Here is a 16,682-nt window from a genome sequence, read left to right as displayed (position 1 = left end):
TATAGAAAAATTATGATCTCAAAATTTATTTTTAACAATCAGTATCTTTTTGATGAACTCCCTGAGTATGATAAAAATCTTCTTACAGGAGCTATGAAAACCAGGAACTATCGTAAAAATGAACCCATATTTACTGACGGAACGAAACCCAATGGCGTTTACTACCTGAACGAAGGTAAAATAAAGAAATACAAGGTAGATAATGACGGAAGGGAGCAGATTATTTACATTTACAGTTCCGGTGAATTTTTCGGATATTCTGCCATTCTGAGCAATGAATCTTACGGAGATACGACCTCAACCCTTGAAAATTCTGTGATCTCATTTATTTCAAAAGACAGTTTTCTGGATATTCTGAGCCAGTCATCAGTGCTTTCGAGGCTGCTGCTGAAATCTTTAAGCCATGAATTCAGCGTAATGGCGAACCTTATTGCAGTTTTATCCCATCGTACAGTCCGTGAAAGAGCAGCTCTCAGCTTACTGATTCTTCATGATAAGTATACATCAAATGACACACCTGACCATGAAGTATTCATTACCCTTTCCCGTGTGGATCTTGCCAATATGGTGGGAACTGCAAGAGAAACCTTAGCCCGTATCATCAATGATTTCAAGCAGGAAAAACTGATCAGATCTGAAGGAAGGAAAATCCAGATTACTGATATTAAGCGATTAATTCATATCGCTAATTTTTATTAATCATATTTGAGATTAAAGAGCTTGATTTCTACTGACAAGCTGTTGTCATAAACACCTGTTACCTTTGTTTAAAATTAGTTTAAACAAATAGTATTTATGAAACTTACCTCATTAAGACTCATCAGTAAAGACATCAAAGCAACAGTAGCATTTTATGAACAGGTTACAGACATAACTGCCACCTGGTATACGGAAGATTTTGCAGAACTCTCTGCTGATTCTATCACAATCGCTATCGGAAGTACCCGGACCATGCAGATGTTTTCGGAAGGTCTTACAGATTTCGCAGGGACAAAATCAACCATTATTGAATTTATGGTTAAAAATGTTGACGAAGAATACGAAAGGATTAAAAGTATGACTTCCCGAATTATTCAGGAGCCGACCACGATGCCCTGGGGAAACAGATCTCTCCTGTTCTGTGATCCGGATGGCAATATGATTAACTTTTTTACTCCGGTAAGCGAAGAAGCTGTGAAGAAATTCAGCTAATCCTAATATCAGTAAAAAAAGACCCACTGTTCATCAGCGGGTCTTCTTGTTATAATTTTTTAAGAACAGATTTATTTTCCTAGGAATTCTGTAGCTTTCGCAACAAATATATCGTGATACTGATAAAAAGAAGCATGTCCTGAATCCGGGAAAATCACCAGCTCTGCATGGTCTAAATGCTGAGCCATATTTTTAGCATTCTGAACAGATACCGGAAGATCATTTTCACCATGTACAATCAGTACCGGATTTTTAATCTTCTCTATTTCTGTAAGCGCATCAGCATCAGGCTGGGCCCAGCTTAATACTGCAGTAAACTGGGCACCGGAGGCTGCATCATTTAAAGGAAGGTCTCTGTCCGTCGTACGAAGCTGAACTCTTGCAAAAGAAGCTTTTCCTTCCGCAATACTCTGAGCAGATTCTGTAAAACCAAATTTCAGGAATGAAGCTTCAGGACTTAAGCCAGCGGTTCCGGCAATAATATTGGGCAGATTAGACAATCCTATGGCTCCCTGAGGGCCTGTACCTGTTAAAATCACTTTATTAATCAGTGAGGGATTGGTAAGCACTATTCGCTGTGCGACGAATCCTCCCATAGAAAATCCCATGATATTCACTTTGGTCAGGTTCAAAGCCTTAATAAAGTCTACCGCATCGTCGGCCATCGCCTGAACTGTATTGGGAGTGGTTCCTTTTGAGGAAGAGACTCCTTTGTTATCAAATATAATGACTTTATAGTTTTTAGCCAGTCCATCCGTCACTGCAGGATCCCAGTCATCCATTGAGCCGCCTAATCCCGGAAGGAGAACCAAAGGAGTTCCGTCTTCTTTTCCTAAAACACGGTATGCGATGGCATTTCCTTTAACGGTTATGAATTGGGTTTTGGCATTCTGGTGGTTTCTGTTTTGTATCTCCTGCGTCGTGGGAGGTTCATTTTCTTCAGTACAGGAGACTGTCACTACAGTAAAAAGCGTTAAACATAATAAGCTTAAGGCTGAGACTTTTCTGATTGTTTTCATTGTTGTTTATTTTTGTATGATTATGGTGCAAACATAAAACACAAAAACAGGCAGAACACTCAATTTCGTTATCAAGAGGACATTTTAGCAACTCAAATAGACATTTTAAAAGGTGAAATACAATTTCTTCGAAAATAATTTACAGCTTCTGAGCTGATCTCAATGCATACAGGGCATCCATCGCTTTTTCAGCATCTTTCCGGGCTACAAAAATATGATCATGGAAGTAAGCGGCAACTACATTACAGCTGATATTTTCCTTTTTCAGGGCATTGGCAAAAGCTGCAGTAAGCCCTACGGCTTCCAGAGAAGAGTGAATTGTAAGAGTAATCCATGAAGAAATATAGCTGTAATTCATATTCCATTCATCTGCTACTGTTTTTTCTACCACAATGGTAACGGCTTCATTTTCCCGGAAAAAAAACAGAACCTTTTCGAGGTCTGGTATTGCTGCTAGAGTTTCAACAGTACAAAATACATATTCTCCGGCATTCAATACTGGTTCCATATTCTGAATCAGTAGGGCCAAATCTTTTTCTCCTGACATCTTTTTTGATACAAAAATAAGAGATGGAGAGCCACATTTGTTTATCATTTGATAAAAAACACAAAAGGAGGCTGCGCGCCTCCTTTTTGTGTTTGTACTGTAACCTATTAACTGAACCTCACTATATGTGTTTGTGTTTTTTTCTGATCATTTGGCTTTTTTAAGAAGTCCGTTTAAGGTTATTCATACACTTCTTTAATTTCATCAGTGTTTATTAATTTTTCATCATTTGTGTTTCTATAACTACCATTTACTATTTGTAAAATAGCTACATCATTTGTTGTTTTTTGCGTGTGAAACTTAAGAAGTTAAAAAAACATTTCTCAGTTGTTTTTCATTACTTAAATTTTACATTACAAAGGAACAACATTTCCAAATAAAATCTTCTATAAACCCCATCGATACTTGTCGATCGACTTATAGATATTTATCGATGAAATATAATACCCTGACAATAAGAAGTGGAGATTACCTTAAAAAACACTATAGTTTATGGTGGGTTTTGACAAGGTCCACAAGCTCAACCATATTTTCAATCTTGAGTTTTTCAAAGATATTTTTTTTGATTGTGCTTACTGTATTTTGTTTGATATTCAGACTGTTTGAAATTTCCAGGTTTCCATATCCTTCAGCATAAAGTTCTGCAATCTGCATTTCTCTTTTGGTTAAACTGTTGAGCGGGCTTATCAGATCCGGATTGTAAACAAACTGTACCAGCAGGTTTCTCAGAAGATCAGAGAAGTACTCTCCCTTTTCGATGAAGGTTGTAATTGCTTTTCTTACGTCTTCCTCCTCACTCAGTTTACTCAGGTAGCCGTCAGCACCGGCTTTAATGAATTTAAGGCCGTGCAGCTCTTCTTCAAGTCCTGTAAAAATCAAAATTTTAATATCAGGATTTACGCTTTTCATCTGTGGTAAAATATGAAGACTGTTTCCATCCGGGAAATGGGCATCAATAACAGCCATCTCGATTCCTTTCGATTCTATGAGTTCCAATACCTGATGTAAGGATGAAGTTTGATAAACTTTGGCGTTAGGAACAATATCGCTGATAACAATCTCCATTCCCTGGCGTACAATGCTATGATCGTCTGCCAGAAGGAATATAATCTCTTTACTTTGTATTGGTGTTTCCATTATTATTACTGTTTAAATTGATCCTGAATGTCACTTTAGTTCCTTTATGTAATTTGCTTTCAACCGATATATTGCCGTCAAAAAGCTCTACAATTTCTTTTACGAGGTTAAGTCCAAGTCCTGCTCCCAGATTATCTACTTCATCAGAAACCATACCCTGATAATAAGGATCAAAAATTTTACCAAGATCAGATTCTGATATTCCTACTCCCGTATCTGCTACTGTTGTGATCAGGCAAATTTTATTTTCTCCAAGAGATTCTGTAGCCAATACAAGATCAATCTGTCCGTTTTCCGTAAACTTGTTGGCATTACCAAGAATATTCATAAAAATCTGATTGATTCTGATATTATCCGAATAGACCACCAGATTTTCAGGGATTCTGTCTGTCACCACAAACCTGTTGTTTCTCGTTTCCAGATATGGAGTAATGACCTTTACAATAGAACTGATTTCATCTTTAAGATTGAAAACCGACTGTATAAGCTCTTTTTCAGCATTTTCATTTTTGGTATATTCCAGAATCTGATTAGACTGCAGAAGCAAGGTACTGTTGGTAAACTTGATGGATTTAAGATAATCCTTTATCGTTTCATCTTCGGTAGTTCTGTGGATTTTGTCAATGAAAATATTGATGATTTTCAAAGGAGACCTCAGGTCATGACTTAACATTCCCAGAATCCTGTTTTTGAAATTAAGATTCTTTTTAATCTCTTTATTGGCAGCATCCAGTTTCTGTTCATAGATAAACGCCATTCTTGTAAAGTACATAATCAGAATAGAAACAATAAACATCAAAACCATCAGCCCCAATACCAGATAGGTTCTTATCTTGTTATTATTAGAACTTTGGTCGTTGTATTCTTTTTCCAGTTCAGATTGAAAATCCTTGATGGCATTTTCGTAAACCTCTATTAAGTTATTACTATATACCAGCAGCTTACTGAAATTGCTGTAAAACTGTAAATTATTCTTCTGACTAATGGCCGCAAGCAGCTGAACCTTTTTTACTTCGGCAGCGTAATGCTTGTCCATAGATTTTAGGGTATTGTCCATTTTGGATTTTACCTGAGAAATATCCAGAGTCTTGTTATTGGTCATTGTGATTACAGTACTCTCCTTCTGAACATCTACTTTCCCTGTTACCGCATCTTTTAAACGCCCGAAAAAGCCTTTCTTTTTAATGGTATCCGCATATGTACGGGTCTGAATATTGAAATCTTCAAAATCGTTTTTATACTTGGCAGGTTCATACTGTTTGTCCTCAATTTTTGCCGGTGGATTGAGGGAGGTTTGGTACACTGAGTCTATTAATGTCTTCAGTTTTGCATTCTTTAAGGTATCCTGACTATGAAGAGCCAGATTTTTTTTCAATCTTGGACTTGTACTTTCATACTCACCAATCTTATCAAAATTAGTTTTAAGTTTTCTCAGCGACTGGAAATAGAGCTGCAGATCATCGTTATTCTGAGTAGCCATATATTTCTGAAGATGATCCTGTGCATCCATAAAATCTTTTCTGGAATTATCAGTTAATCCTCCCAGGGCACGGCTTTCTTCAAGCTGATCTTTTATAAACTTCAGCTTTTTCCCGTTGACAAATTCGTTGTAGAAAAATATGGCAATAATCACCTGTATCAGTAAAATACAAAGGATCAATGAGTAATGAACAAGTTTTCTCAATTTAAAATTTAAGAATTTATTTTTCATATTTGTTTATCAGTTAAATTAATTTCCTGACCAGATAAGCCCATTAGATATTAGTCTTCAACAATATAGCATTATTTTCAGCAATTTCATAATAGCCATATATTATCTAACTGGCAAAGTTAAAGTAATTTTTGTCTTCTTACTAATAATGAATATTTGATAAAACAGACAGAATTTAATTCTTTTTACAATTAAAATGGCTTGTCAACACTCAGTTTTATGTATGTAAATCTATTTTTTTAGATCAATAGCAAAAAAGCGGGCTTGCGGCAAAATGTTCTTTTTCTGTTTATTTCATTCAAAAAAACAATTCAAACATGTGAAAATAAACACATTACAAACTCACAAAACTTTGATAAAGTTCAGGATGTAAAATTCACAGGAAGCAAAAAAAGCCCAGAATTATATTTCGATTCCATATCATAATCATTAGTATTTTCTATTTTTCTAAGGGAATCATGAGGTGATATTTTCCTAACTTTTCAGTTTGAAAGGAATTAAAGAATACTTCAGACCATTCACCGAATTCTCTGAATATTCAAAAGCAATTAACTGCAAAAACCGCTTTATCATCTTATGAGAGATAAAAATTTTAATCCGGGAAAAGGCTTTATATTCAGCAAACATGTGCCGGAGGAGTTATCACATTTTGACCGTGTCTTTGATGTTTTCAAAGATCTGCTTACCCATACCTCCGGAGATATTGAAGAAGCCTTCGACTGGCTGGACATGCTTGATCAGGAATATGATATTTTCAGTGATGAGTATACCCTTCAGGATTTTGAAGAGGATTTGAAAAAACGAGGTTATATCAGGGAAGAAGATCCTGAAGAAGGCAATACTGGAGGTGGAAAAGGTAAAAATATATTAACCCCGAAACTGGAAGCTGCCCTTCGTGAATATGCACTGGATCAGATCTTTGGGAAACTCAAGAAAAACGGAGCCGGAAATCACCGTACCCATAAAACAGGAATCGGAGATGAACGTGATGGCGAAAACCGTTCTTTCCAATATGGAGACGATCTTGCTGCTGTGAACATGACCGAAAGTTTAAAGAATGCACAGATCAACAACGGAATCTCAGACCTTCGTCTCACAGAGGAAGATCTGATCGTAGAGGAAACCAAACATAAGGCACAGATGAGTACTGCTCTGATGATTGATATCAGCCATTCTATGATCTTATATGGTGAAGACCGGATTACTCCGGCCAAAAAAGTGGCCATGGCACTTGTGGAATTGATCAAACGGAAATATCCGAAAGATTCCATTGATATCATTGTTTTTGGAAACGAGGCATGGCCGATTAAGATCAAAGACCTTCCCTATTTAAAAGTCGGTCCTTATCATACCAATACCGTTGCAGGTCTGGAACTCGCCATGGACATCCTTCGCAGAAAAAGAAATACCAACAAACAGATTTTTATGATCACCGACGGAAAACCCAGCTGTATTCAGCTGCCCAGCGGTGAGTTTTATATGAACAGCTTTGGGCTGGATGAAAAGATTGTCAACCAGTGTTTCAACAGAGCAGCACAGGCGAGAAAACTGAAGATTCCTATCACGACTTTCATGATTGCCCAGGATCCTTATCTGCGTCAGTTCGTGGAGGAGTTTACAGCCCAGAATAAAGGAAAGGCGTTCCTGACCGGACTTTCAGGATTAGGGCAGATGATTTTTGAAGATTACGAAAAAAACAGAATAAGAAGAATATAAAGATCAGATTTTACATTATTTAAAAATAAAAATCTCATCAGATAAATAGTATTACAAGACAATGAAAAACGATATTACATTCAAAGAATTAAAAAAATCCGGTTATACTCACAAAACGATTAATGAGGAAATCCAGGCCAACTTAATTGCCAGAATCAAATCTAAAGGACCTGTATTTGAAGGGCTTTGGGGCTATGAAGACACTGTTGTTCCCCAACTGAAAAAGGCAATTCTTGCAGGACACCACATCAATTTACTGGGACTGCGCGGACAGGCAAAAACCAGGATTGCAAGAAGCATGGTTAATTTGCTTGATGAATATATGCCTATTGTAAAAGGTTCTGAAATCAATGACAGCCCGTTTCAGCCCATTTCAAAATTTGCCAAAGATCTGATTGCTGAACTGGGAGATGAAACTCCGATTTCATGGGTACACCGTTCTCACCGTTTCTATGAAAAACTGGCTACTCCCGATGTAAATGTGGCTGACTTAATCGGTGACATTGATCCTATTAAAGCTGCAACCCTGAAACTGCCCTATTCCGACGAACGGGTACTCCATTATGGAATGATTCCGCGTGCCAACCGTTCTATTTTTGTTTTAAATGAATTACCGGATCTGCAGGCAAGAATCCAGGTTTCTTTGTTTAATATTTTACAGGAAGGAGATATTCAGATCCGTGGATTCCAGCTGAGAATGCCGCTTGATATTCAGTTTGTCTTTACCGCCAATCCGGAAGATTATACCAACAGAGGAAGTATTGTAACGCCGCTGAAAGATAGAATAGGATCTCAGATCTTCACACACTATCCCAAAACAATAGCACTTGCCAGACAAATTACAGAACAGGAAGCATTGATTTCTACTGAAGATAAAGCGCAGATTCAGATTCCTGATCTGGCGAAAGATCTTTTGGAAGAGGTGGCTTTTGCCGCCCGTATCAGCGAGTATGTGGATGCCAAAAGTGGTGTCAGTGCCCGTTTGACCATCAGTGCCATGGAAAATTTAGTGGCAGCGGCCAAATTACGTTTAATTGAATCTGGAGCAGAAAGAACCACTGTACGTCTGCTTGATTTTATGTCAATTATACCATCTATCACAGGGAAAATCGAACTGGTGTATGAAGGAGAACAGGAAGGAGCAGATTACGTGGCCAAAATATTAATTGATAAAGCGGTAATGACCCAATTTGAAAGCCTGTTCCCACGTATTTCAAAACTGGAAAAAGAAGGAATCAAAACTCCATACACTGACCTGATCAGATGGTTCAACAAAAATCATTTAGAACTTAACTACAATGATACGGATGAAGAATTTTATGCTAAACTTGACAAGATAGAACCTTTGACAACTGTGGTGGAAGAAAATGCCTCTGAATTGAGCAGAGAAGATCAGAATTTCTGCAAAGAGCTTGTATTATGGGCATTAACCATCAGCAATAAAATTGATAAATCTGAAAATCAGAATGCATTCACTTTCGATTCTCCTGGAATCGGCCAATTCTTACGCAACTAAAATCAGTAAAATATTATAAAAGTAAAACCTTCAGTTCATCTGAAGGTTTTTTATTTGTTTCTGAAAGACTTTATACCAGATTGTCATTTTTAAGCACAGCAGAACCGAAAGGATTGTCAACCAGCCACAGCCACTCTCCTTCTTCATTTCTTTTCATGATACAGGAAGTATTGCCTGTCATATGAATAGAATGTCCATCCGGAGCAGTTCCCGTTATTTCCCACTGATCCTGCCACATCGCCAGATCATTTACAACAGTGATATGTGGAGTTCCACCTTGAATATCCAGTTGTAAGCGGCAAATCTCATTCATTGCTTTTTCTATCTGCTCAAACCCTCTCCACTCTCTTCCATCTCGGTCTATGTAGACTGCTTCAGGATGAAAACAGCTTAATGCTCCTTTTACATCTCCGTTTCTGATGCAATACCGAAAATAGGCTACAGCACCAGTTTCTGTTTTTCTGTTAAATTCCTGCATTACTTCACATTTCTGGAGTCCATTTCCCTTTTCAAGCCTTTCTTACCTTTATTCCAGCTGTTGGCCACAAAAAAAGCAAGAAGGATCGGTAAAAAAGTAGTGAAACTGATCCCTTTGGTTATGGTACTATAAATAGCAATTCCAGCCAATACCCCCAGGATGATAGCATTCACAACATTTCTGGCTTCAATAGTTCTTTTTTTCTCTATCAGCTCCTGATCCGTTAATTCTGACAAATCTTTTTCCATATTTAATAGTATTTCTTGGTTTTTCGTTTTAGAGCGGTAAAATTCATTTTTTTTAAATCTATTTTTACCGAAAGCTAAATTACAATATTGTCAAGATATTTTTTTATTTCTTTTATTTGTAATTTATTTCATATCACCAGTTTCGGAAAAATTTCAATGCTTATGGAAGACAACCTGAATTGTATTTACAGAGTTATCAATTTCATGGAGAAGAATTACGACCAGCCTGTTTCTGTAAAGGAACTGGAAGACATTTCTCATTATTCTTACCGGAATATCCAGCGCATTTTCAAGTACAGCTGTGGGGAGACAATAGGTGCTTTCCAGCAAAGATTAAAAGTAGAAAATGGCTATAAACGCATTCTTTATACTCAGGAAAATCTTACCTCCATTGCCATTGAAGTTGGTTTTGCCAATATCGCTTCCTTTTCCAAAGCTTTTAAACAACATTTCGGGATTTCCCCTAAAGCTGCAAGACAAAGTAAAGAACAACTCCTTTGTGAAGGTGCCATCATTCCTGTTACCTCAGAGGTCTTGGTGGAACCCGAAATTGTTTATCTGAAACCTGTCCAGGTATATTATCAGAGCATTAATACCTGTTATAACAATGAAGAGATTGAAGTGCTGTGGGAAAAGTTCATGGAAAATGATTTCCCTGACTCAGGGATAGAATATTTTGGAGTTATAGCCGATGAACCATTAATAAAAACAGAAATCAACTGCCGCTATGATGCATGTTCATCCGTTCAATCCGGAAATAAAAAGTTTCCTTCAAAAATGATATTTGGAGGGAAATACGCCCGCTTTATCCATCATGGAAGCTACGAAACAATAGACGACACGTATACGAAAATCTATTCCCGCTGGATTTTGAATTCAGATCTTGAATTCTCACATACTCCTATCATTGAAAAGTATGAAAATCATGCTGAAAATGAAGACGGCCAGGAAAAACAGTTGACCTATATTTTATTACCATTGAAGTAAGTTGTCAATTTAGGACAACTTTCAAAACATTTGCTGATCTAATTTTGCTCTGTTAAAAATAGATCAGTTATGCAAAAAAAGAAAATTATGTTCCCTTTATTACCTCTTCTTTTATTTTCATGTTCTGCTGCAGAGCTATCAGAAATTCCGGGCACTGCAAATCCGGAAACAGCTATTTACAAAATGCCTGAAGAATCAGCTCCACATGAAGGAACCTGGCTGCAATGGCCTCATCAGTATCAGTATGGAGTGACTTACCGCAACAGACTGGATGCCACCTGGGTAGCGATGACCAAAGAACTTGTACAAAGTGAAAAGGTTCATATCATTGCCTATGACGGGACAGAAAAAAATCGGATTACAGGACTATTAAACAGTGCCGGTATTCCCCTTACCAATATCAATTTTAAGCTTTATCAAACGGATGACTTCTGGATAAGAGATAATGGTCCTATCTATGTAAAAAACCAGAACGGGCAGTTATTCATTCAGGACTGGGGATTTAACGGCTGGGGAAACAAAGCCGATTACAGCAAATGTAACGTAATACCTTCTAAAATAGCAGCCGATACCAATATACCAAAAATCAATCTTAACTCAGTGATGATCAATGAAGGCGGAAGTGTGGAAATTGACGGAAACGGAGTGTTGATGGCTTGTAAAAGTTCTATCCTGAATAACAACCGGAATCCGGGAATGACGCAACAACAGGCAGAGGCTATATTTACTAAAAACCTCGGAGTAACCAAATTTATCTGGCTGAATGGAAAAGCCGGTCTTGATATTACCGATATGCACATTGATGGTTTTGCCCGGTTTGCCAATTCTTCCACCATTATTACAATGAGTCCTGATGATCTGGCCTACTGGCAGGTACCGGACGGAGATATTGATAAACTGTATGATGCAACCACAAAAACCGGAGCTGCCTATCACTTTGTAAAAGTACCTTTAACAAGAAATGATGTAATTACAACGTACGGAAAGAATGTAGGGCGTGCTTCTTATATCAATTATTATATTGCGAATAACCGTGTATTGGTTCCTAATTATAACGACCCTAACGATGCAGTTGCCAACAATATTATCCAACAGCTTTATCCTGGCAAACAGGTGGTTGGTATAGACTGCCGGAATTTATTTGCCAATGGCGGAATGGTACATTGTGTAACACAGCAACAACCTCAGTAAAAATGATATTAAAAATAAAGTCTGCTGATTTTCAGCAGGCTTTACTAATAGAGAATGCCCATCGTCAAAAAATAGCGTAAATTTGCCCTGTCCATCCCGAAAAAGATGGTTTTCTATTATACGTATTATGAAAAAAACAGCCCTTTCTTTATTGGTTCTTCTGAATATGGTTTGCCAGGCACAGAATTTTGATGTAATTCCCTTAGGAATATATGGTGGTGAACAGGAAGACAATTTATCAGCGTATCTGGTAGGCGCTCCGAAAGACAATGCATTTCTCTGCCTTGATGCCGGTACGGTAAATGCCGGAATCCGGAAAGCAATCGAAATGAAAAGCCTTGAAGGACCTACAGAAACAGTTTTAAAAGATCAGATCAAAGGATATTTTGTATCTCACGGCCACCTGGATCATTTATCAGGGCTGATCATCAATTCTCCGGCCGATTCGAAGAAAGATATTTTTGCGATAGCTCCTGTGATTCAGATTCTGCAGAATCACTACTTTATCACGGATACCTGGATCAATTTTGCTGATCAGGGGCAAAAACCTATCCTTGGAAAATACCATTATAATGAACTGCAGGCAGGAACTGAAATTCCCGCACATAAAACTCCTTTTTTTATAACCGGCTATGAACTAAGCCATGTAAATCCTTATAAAAGCAGTGCTGCTTTGGTAAGAAGAGAGAATCATTATCTGCTTTATCTGGGAGATACAGGTGCTGACCGTATAGAAAAATCTGACCGTCTTGACCAACTTTGGAACGTGGCAGCTCCACTTGTTAAGAAAAAACAGCTCAATACAATATTAATTGAAGTTTCCTTCCCCAACAGTCAGCCGGAACATCTTCTGTTTGGGCACCTTACTCCTAATCTGCTGACTGAGGAATTGAGTAAACTTAAAGAAAAGACCGGACAGAGCAGCCTTGAAGGCCTTAATATTGTGGTTACTCACAGAAAGCCGACAGGCGATAATCCTGAATTGATCAAAATGGAATTATTGAAAAACAATCCTTTAAAAGTAAATTACATTTTCCCCGAACAAGGCAAAAAGATGAGTTTACCCTAACAATAAATTAAAAGATGAGGCAAAAACAGGCTTCATCTTTTTTATTTCAGACATGATTCATTGAATTTTAAAACAATGACAATCAGTAATTTAAATGTAAATGATTAAAATTATGAAATTTTTTCATTGCCTAATTAATTTATCATCGTAATATTGCAATATAAAGTTAAATAAAATGGGAGTTACTAAAACAGAAATTTATACTGACGAGCAAAATAAGCTGGCTTCTCTGCTTAAAGTTTTGGGACATCCGGCAAGAATCGCAATTTTACAGTACATCATTAATCAAAAAGCATGTATCTGTAATGATCTCGTTGAAGAACTTGGATTGGCACAGGCCACCATTTCGCAGCATTTAAAAGAGCTTAAGAATATTGGAATCATCAAAGGTTCCATTGAAGGAAAGTCTGTATGTTACTGCATTAATGAAAGTACATGGAAACAGTTTCAGAATGAATTCAACCTGTTTTTTAATCAGGATGTTACTATAAAACAATGCTGTTAAGGCATTTTTTTGAACACAAACATCGTAATATTGCAATATATCATTATAAAATTATAACACTCAATTTTAATCTACTATGAGACTATCAGAAATCAAAGAAATTCTACCGGCATTGGAAAATGTTGAATTTCAATTAGAAAACGGAAATTTTGTTCCTGAACATTTCCATGTAACAGAAGTGGGTCAGATCACAAAAAATTTCATCGACTGCGGCGGGGTTATCAGAAATGAAAAAGTAGTTAATTTCCAGCTATGGGATGCTGATGATTATGAACATCGTCTGAAACCTGGAAAATTACTTCATATCATTCAGCTTTCCGAAGAAAAACTTGGAATTGAAGACTCTGAAATTGAAGTTGAATACCAGGGAGACACCATTGGTAAATATGACCTTGAATTTAACGGAAAAAATTTCGTGCTGAAAAATAAAACAACAGCCTGTCTTGCCAGGGAAGCGTGCGGAATTCCTGCTGAAAAACAAAAGAAAAATCTGTCTGAACTATCTGTAAACCCAACATCGGCCTGCACTCCGGGATCCGGCTGCTGTTAATTTTTATTAATTATGTATCAGAAATTATTAAAAACGATTCAATCTCTTAAATGGGAAAATATAGAGAGTCATAGAAAAGAGATTCTGGCACCATTGATTCATTTTATCCAGCAAAAGGTGGATGACCGCAAAAAAATTAATCTGAATTTTATCTGTACTCATAATTCACGACGAAGTCATCTGGCACAGGTTTGGGCACAGACAGCGGCTTCTTTCTTTGCCATTCCGGAAGTTCACTGCTATTCCGGGGGAACGGAGACAACGGCATTATTTCCTAAGATTGCAGAAGTTTTAGCAGAACAAGGCTTTTCAGTTTTCGGTATTGCTGATACCACCAATCCTGTATATGCTGTAAAATATGATGATAACAGCCTTCCGATCATTGGCTTTTCTAAAAAATATGACAGTCCGTTCAACCCTGTATCCGGTTTTGCAGCAATTATGACCTGTTCGCAGGCAGACGACGGATGTCCTTTTATCCCTGGTGCGGAAAAAAGAATTCCGATCACCTTTGAAGATCCAAAGATTTCAGATAACACACCGGAACAGTCAGCAATATACACTGAAAGAAGCTTACAAATTGCAGAAGAAATGTTGTATGTTTTTTCTAAAATCAAAAGATAATCATGCAGCCCAGATTAAAATTTTTAGACCGTTATCTTACCTTATGGATCTTTCTGGCAATGGGGACAGGGATTGCTTTGGGGCATTTTTTCCCGGCTATTCCTGATATCATCAATTCACAGTCTCTTGGAACCACTAATATTCCTCTGGCCATCGGTCTCATTCTGATGATGTATCCGCCCCTGGCAAAGGTTGATTATACTCTCCTGCCATTGGCTTTCAGGGATAAAAAAGTAATCGGCATTTCTCTATTGCTCAACTGGATTATTGGTCCGGTTCTGATGTTTGTTCTCGCTATTCTTTTTTTAAGACATGAACCTGATTATATGTCCGGACTAATCCTTATTGGACTGGCCAGATGTATTGCTATGGTGATTGTCTGGAATGACCTCGCTAAAGGAAACAGAGAATATGCGGCATTGCTGGTTGCTTTAAACAGTATCTTTCAGGTATTCACTTATAGCTTCCTGGTATGGCTGTTTATCAATGTCCTTCCCGATCAGTTAGGTTTTGCAAGCTTTAAGGTGAGTGTTTCTATGCAGGATATTACGGAAAGTGTACTGATCTACCTTGGAATTCCTTTTCTTGCAGGTTTTCTCACCCGATATTTTCTGATTCAATCAAAAGGAGCAGACTGGTACAACAGAAAATTTGCACCTAAAATTTCTCCTGTGACATTGTATGCTCTGTTATTTACCATCGTACTGATGTTTAGTTTGAAAGGCTCTAAAATACTGGAATTGCCAATGGATGTCATTAAGGTAGCAGTCCCTTTGGTGATCTATTTTGTTCTGATGTTTTTTGTAAGTTTTATCATCAATAAAACATTAAAAATTCCTTATGATAAAAATGCATCCATAGCCTTTACGGCTACCGGAAATAATTTTGAACTGGCTATTGCCGTTGCCATCTCAGTCTTTGGTATTCATTCACCTCAGGCATTTGTAGGGGTGATTGGCCCATTGGTAGAGGTTCCGGTATTAATACTTCTCGTAAAAGCAAGTTTATTTATGAAAAAGAAATGGTATCATTAATCTCATTACAAAATAAGAAGCATCACCGAAATAGTGATGCTCTTTTATGGATATCAGTTCTTACTCAATTTATAATTTCCACTGCCTTAATTTTATTTACCACGGAAAATTATTATAAATCGGGGAACGAAGGAATAAATATTTATCTGTATAAGAAAATAAATCAGAGACCATTAAATGTTGTATGGAATTATGGACAAATAAGGACTTTATCTCAAAAATAGATTATCTTTATAGGGAACGAAAATTTTTATTAATAATGAAGTTAGAATTATATCAGATAGATGCTTTTACAGAATCTGTTTTCCATGGAAATCCGGCGTGTGTTGTCCCATTAAAAACCTGGTTACCCAATGAAATCCTTTTAAAAATAGCCCGTGAAAATGCGGTAGCAGAAACTGCTTTCTTTATTGACAATGGAGATCGTATTCACCTGAGATGGTTTACCCCTGAAATAGAGATGGATTTATGCGGCCACGCTACTCTTGCTACTGCCCATTGTCTTGTTTCCATCTTAAATTATGAGCGCAATAGAATCATTTTTGAAACCAAAAGTGGCGAACTGACAGTAGATGTTAAAGATGGGATGTATTATATGGATTTTCCGTCCAGAATGCCTGAAGCCTCTACTCTTCCGGATACGATATCCAGATCACTTAATATCCAGCCTAAAGAAGTCTTCAAAGCGAGAGATTATGTTCTGGTATACGATTCTGAAGAAGAGGTAAAAAATATCAGGATTGAAAGATCTGTTTTTGATCTTATTAATCTTGATCCGGGCGGTGTTATTGTAACTTCGGAAGGGACAGATAGTGATTTTGTTTCAAGGTATTTTACCCCGCAGTCCTCCATTCTTGAAGATCCGGTTACCGGTTCTGCACACTGTTCACTGATTCCCTTCTGGTCATCAAGATTAGGAAAAGATCAGCTTTTTGCCCGTCAGATCTCTGAAAGAGGCGGACAACTCTATTGTGAGAACAAAAAAGAAAGGGTCATTGTGGCAGGGAAAGCCCAAACATATTCTGTCGGACATTTCTGGGTAGAGTAAGAGAAGAGAATACAATACTGCAATATTAATAATAAAGGCCTTGAATCATTTGATTCAAAGATTTAAGTTGATCTGCATTTTCAAAAATTATAAAAAAATTGGCTACTCTTT

At 37.2% G+C, this 16,682-nt stretch carries 18 protein-coding genes; 12 read left to right on the top strand and 6 right to left on the bottom strand.

Going from position 1 to position 16,682, the window contains the following annotated elements; translation table 11 throughout:
* The first annotated feature begins 12 nt into the window (after nucleotides 1-12).
* Nucleotides 13-699, top strand: coding sequence for a Crp/Fnr family transcriptional regulator (locus V0410_RS01020; RefSeq protein ID WP_202843153.1), 687 nt, complete (start codon nucleotides 13-15; stop codon nucleotides 697-699).
* Nucleotides 700-795: 96 nt separating this feature from the next.
* The gene (locus V0410_RS01015; protein WP_330745941.1) at nucleotides 796-1,191 is read left to right on the top strand and encodes a VOC family protein; all 396 of its coding nucleotides are present in this window, start codon (nucleotides 796-798) and stop codon (nucleotides 1,189-1,191) included.
* 71 nt (nucleotides 1,192-1,262) lie between these two features.
* Here V0410_RS01015 and V0410_RS01010 read toward each other — a convergent pair whose 3' ends face one another.
* The 4 genes from V0410_RS01010 to V0410_RS00995 form a co-directional block, all read right to left on the bottom strand.
* Nucleotides 1,263-2,210: an alpha/beta fold hydrolase gene (locus tag V0410_RS01010; RefSeq protein ID WP_330745940.1), complete on the bottom strand. Its 948-nt coding sequence runs from the start codon at nucleotides 2,208-2,210 to the stop codon at nucleotides 1,263-1,265.
* Between the two features lie 139 nt (nucleotides 2,211-2,349).
* Nucleotides 2,350-2,757 carry an ACT domain-containing protein gene (locus V0410_RS01005; RefSeq protein ID WP_330745939.1) on the bottom strand — a complete coding sequence of 136 codons (408 nt, stop codon included), beginning with the start codon at nucleotides 2,755-2,757 and terminating at the stop codon, nucleotides 2,350-2,352.
* A 483-nt stretch (nucleotides 2,758-3,240) separates the two neighbouring features.
* Nucleotides 3,241-3,894 (bottom strand): response regulator transcription factor, encoded by a 654-nt coding sequence (locus V0410_RS01000; protein WP_330745938.1) that lies wholly within the window; start codon nucleotides 3,892-3,894, stop codon nucleotides 3,241-3,243.
* A complete protein-coding gene (locus tag V0410_RS00995; RefSeq protein ID WP_330745937.1) occupies nucleotides 3,872-5,605 on the bottom strand; it encodes a sensor histidine kinase in 1,734 nt (577 codons plus the stop codon). Before V0410_RS00995 ends, V0410_RS01000 begins: the two co-directional genes overlap by 23 nt.
* Before the next feature lie 576 nt (nucleotides 5,606-6,181).
* Here V0410_RS00995 and V0410_RS00990 point away from each other — a divergent pair.
* Nucleotides 6,182-7,321, top strand: coding sequence for a vWA domain-containing protein (locus V0410_RS00990; protein ID WP_330745936.1), 1,140 nt, complete (start codon nucleotides 6,182-6,184; stop codon nucleotides 7,319-7,321).
* A 61-nt stretch (nucleotides 7,322-7,382) separates the two neighbouring features.
* Nucleotides 7,383-8,837 carry a sigma 54-interacting transcriptional regulator gene (locus tag V0410_RS00985; protein ID WP_330745935.1) on the top strand — a complete coding sequence of 485 codons (1,455 nt, stop codon included), beginning with the start codon at nucleotides 7,383-7,385 and terminating at the stop codon, nucleotides 8,835-8,837.
* 70 nt (nucleotides 8,838-8,907) lie between these two features.
* On the opposite strand, the gene V0410_RS00980 is transcribed toward V0410_RS00985, so the two are convergent.
* Nucleotides 8,908-9,315, bottom strand: a complete 408-nt coding sequence (locus V0410_RS00980) for a YybH family protein (protein ID WP_330745934.1) — start codon at nucleotides 9,313-9,315, stop codon at nucleotides 8,908-8,910.
* Nucleotides 9,315-9,563 carry an FUSC family protein gene (locus V0410_RS00975; RefSeq protein WP_110009680.1) on the bottom strand — a complete coding sequence of 83 codons (249 nt, stop codon included), beginning with the start codon at nucleotides 9,561-9,563 and terminating at the stop codon, nucleotides 9,315-9,317. Before V0410_RS00975 ends, V0410_RS00980 begins: the two co-directional genes overlap by 1 nt.
* Nucleotides 9,564-9,725: 162 nt before the next feature.
* Here V0410_RS00975 and V0410_RS00970 point away from each other — a divergent pair, with 162 nt between their 5' ends.
* From V0410_RS00970 to V0410_RS00935, 8 genes are all read left to right on the top strand, one after another.
* Nucleotides 9,726-10,550: an AraC family transcriptional regulator gene (locus tag V0410_RS00970; RefSeq protein WP_330745933.1), complete on the top strand. Its 825-nt coding sequence runs from the start codon at nucleotides 9,726-9,728 to the stop codon at nucleotides 10,548-10,550.
* An 87-nt stretch (nucleotides 10,551-10,637) separates the two neighbouring features.
* Nucleotides 10,638-11,741 carry an agmatine deiminase family protein gene (locus V0410_RS00965; RefSeq protein WP_330745932.1) on the top strand — a complete coding sequence of 368 codons (1,104 nt, stop codon included), beginning with the start codon at nucleotides 10,638-10,640 and terminating at the stop codon, nucleotides 11,739-11,741.
* 127 nt (nucleotides 11,742-11,868) lie between these two features.
* Entirely contained in the window at nucleotides 11,869-12,810 is a 942-nt protein-coding gene (locus tag V0410_RS00960) for a 3',5'-cyclic-nucleotide phosphodiesterase (protein ID WP_330745931.1), read from the top strand.
* A gap of 175 nt (nucleotides 12,811-12,985) precedes the next feature.
* Nucleotides 12,986-13,315: an ArsR/SmtB family transcription factor gene (locus V0410_RS00955; RefSeq protein ID WP_137904257.1), complete on the top strand. Its 330-nt coding sequence runs from the start codon at nucleotides 12,986-12,988 to the stop codon at nucleotides 13,313-13,315.
* A gap of 76 nt (nucleotides 13,316-13,391) precedes the next feature.
* Nucleotides 13,392-13,865: a DUF6428 family protein gene (locus V0410_RS00950; RefSeq protein ID WP_227941639.1), complete on the top strand. Its 474-nt coding sequence runs from the start codon at nucleotides 13,392-13,394 to the stop codon at nucleotides 13,863-13,865.
* Nucleotides 13,866-13,877: 12 nt separating this feature from the next.
* A complete protein-coding gene (locus V0410_RS00945) occupies nucleotides 13,878-14,489 on the top strand; it encodes an arsenate-mycothiol transferase ArsC (protein ID WP_330745929.1) in 612 nt (203 codons plus the stop codon).
* Between the two features lie 2 nt (nucleotides 14,490-14,491).
* Nucleotides 14,492-15,523, top strand: a complete 1,032-nt coding sequence (arsB, locus tag V0410_RS00940) for an ACR3 family arsenite efflux transporter (protein ID WP_330745928.1) — start codon at nucleotides 14,492-14,494, stop codon at nucleotides 15,521-15,523.
* 259 nt (nucleotides 15,524-15,782) lie between these two features.
* The gene (locus V0410_RS00935; RefSeq protein WP_330745927.1) at nucleotides 15,783-16,571 is read left to right on the top strand and encodes a PhzF family phenazine biosynthesis protein; all 789 of its coding nucleotides are present in this window, start codon (nucleotides 15,783-15,785) and stop codon (nucleotides 16,569-16,571) included.
* Nucleotides 16,572-16,682: the final 111 nt, after the last annotated feature.

This window comes from Chryseobacterium sp. CP-77, assembly GCF_036362765.1.
GTDB lineage: Bacteria > Bacteroidota > Bacteroidia > Flavobacteriales > Weeksellaceae > Chryseobacterium > Chryseobacterium cupriresistens.
Note: the sequence above shows the minus strand (reverse complement) of the source record. Positions and strands in the feature narration are given on the sequence as shown.

What these genes read in the sequence shown, in the direction of transcription:
- V0410_RS01020 (WP_202843153.1), top strand. Translation starts at nt 13, where the DNA reads ATGATCTCAAAATTTATTTTTAACAATCAGTATCTTTTTGATGAACTC.
- V0410_RS01015 (WP_330745941.1), top strand. Translation starts at nt 796, where the DNA reads ATGAAACTTACCTCATTAAGACTCATCAGTAAAGACATCAAAGCAACA.
- V0410_RS01010 (WP_330745940.1), bottom strand. Translation starts at nt 2,210, where the DNA reads ATGAAAACAATCAGAAAAGTCTCAGCCTTAAGCTTATTATGTTTAACG.
- V0410_RS01005 (WP_330745939.1), bottom strand. Translation starts at nt 2,757, where the DNA reads ATGTCAGGAGAAAAAGATTTGGCCCTACTGATTCAGAATATGGAACCA.
- V0410_RS01000 (WP_330745938.1), bottom strand. Translation starts at nt 3,894, where the DNA reads ATGGAAACACCAATACAAAGTAAAGAGATTATATTCCTTCTGGCAGAC.
- V0410_RS00995 (WP_330745937.1), bottom strand. Translation starts at nt 5,605, where the DNA reads ATGAAAAATAAATTCTTAAATTTTAAATTGAGAAAACTTGTTCATTAC.
- V0410_RS00990 (WP_330745936.1), top strand. Translation starts at nt 6,182, where the DNA reads ATGAGAGATAAAAATTTTAATCCGGGAAAAGGCTTTATATTCAGCAAA.
- V0410_RS00985 (WP_330745935.1), top strand. Translation starts at nt 7,383, where the DNA reads ATGAAAAACGATATTACATTCAAAGAATTAAAAAAATCCGGTTATACT.
- V0410_RS00980 (WP_330745934.1), bottom strand. Translation starts at nt 9,315, where the DNA reads ATGCAGGAATTTAACAGAAAAACAGAAACTGGTGCTGTAGCCTATTTT.
- V0410_RS00975 (WP_110009680.1), bottom strand. Translation starts at nt 9,563, where the DNA reads ATGGAAAAAGATTTGTCAGAATTAACGGATCAGGAGCTGATAGAGAAA.
- V0410_RS00970 (WP_330745933.1), top strand. Translation starts at nt 9,726, where the DNA reads ATGGAAGACAACCTGAATTGTATTTACAGAGTTATCAATTTCATGGAG.
- V0410_RS00965 (WP_330745932.1), top strand. Translation starts at nt 10,638, where the DNA reads ATGTTCCCTTTATTACCTCTTCTTTTATTTTCATGTTCTGCTGCAGAG.
- V0410_RS00960 (WP_330745931.1), top strand. Translation starts at nt 11,869, where the DNA reads ATGAAAAAAACAGCCCTTTCTTTATTGGTTCTTCTGAATATGGTTTGC.
- V0410_RS00955 (WP_137904257.1), top strand. Translation starts at nt 12,986, where the DNA reads ATGGGAGTTACTAAAACAGAAATTTATACTGACGAGCAAAATAAGCTG.
- V0410_RS00950 (WP_227941639.1), top strand. Translation starts at nt 13,392, where the DNA reads ATGAGACTATCAGAAATCAAAGAAATTCTACCGGCATTGGAAAATGTT.
- V0410_RS00945 (WP_330745929.1), top strand. Translation starts at nt 13,878, where the DNA reads ATGTATCAGAAATTATTAAAAACGATTCAATCTCTTAAATGGGAAAAT.
- arsB (WP_330745928.1), top strand. Translation starts at nt 14,492, where the DNA reads ATGCAGCCCAGATTAAAATTTTTAGACCGTTATCTTACCTTATGGATC.
- V0410_RS00935 (WP_330745927.1), top strand. Translation starts at nt 15,783, where the DNA reads ATGAAGTTAGAATTATATCAGATAGATGCTTTTACAGAATCTGTTTTC.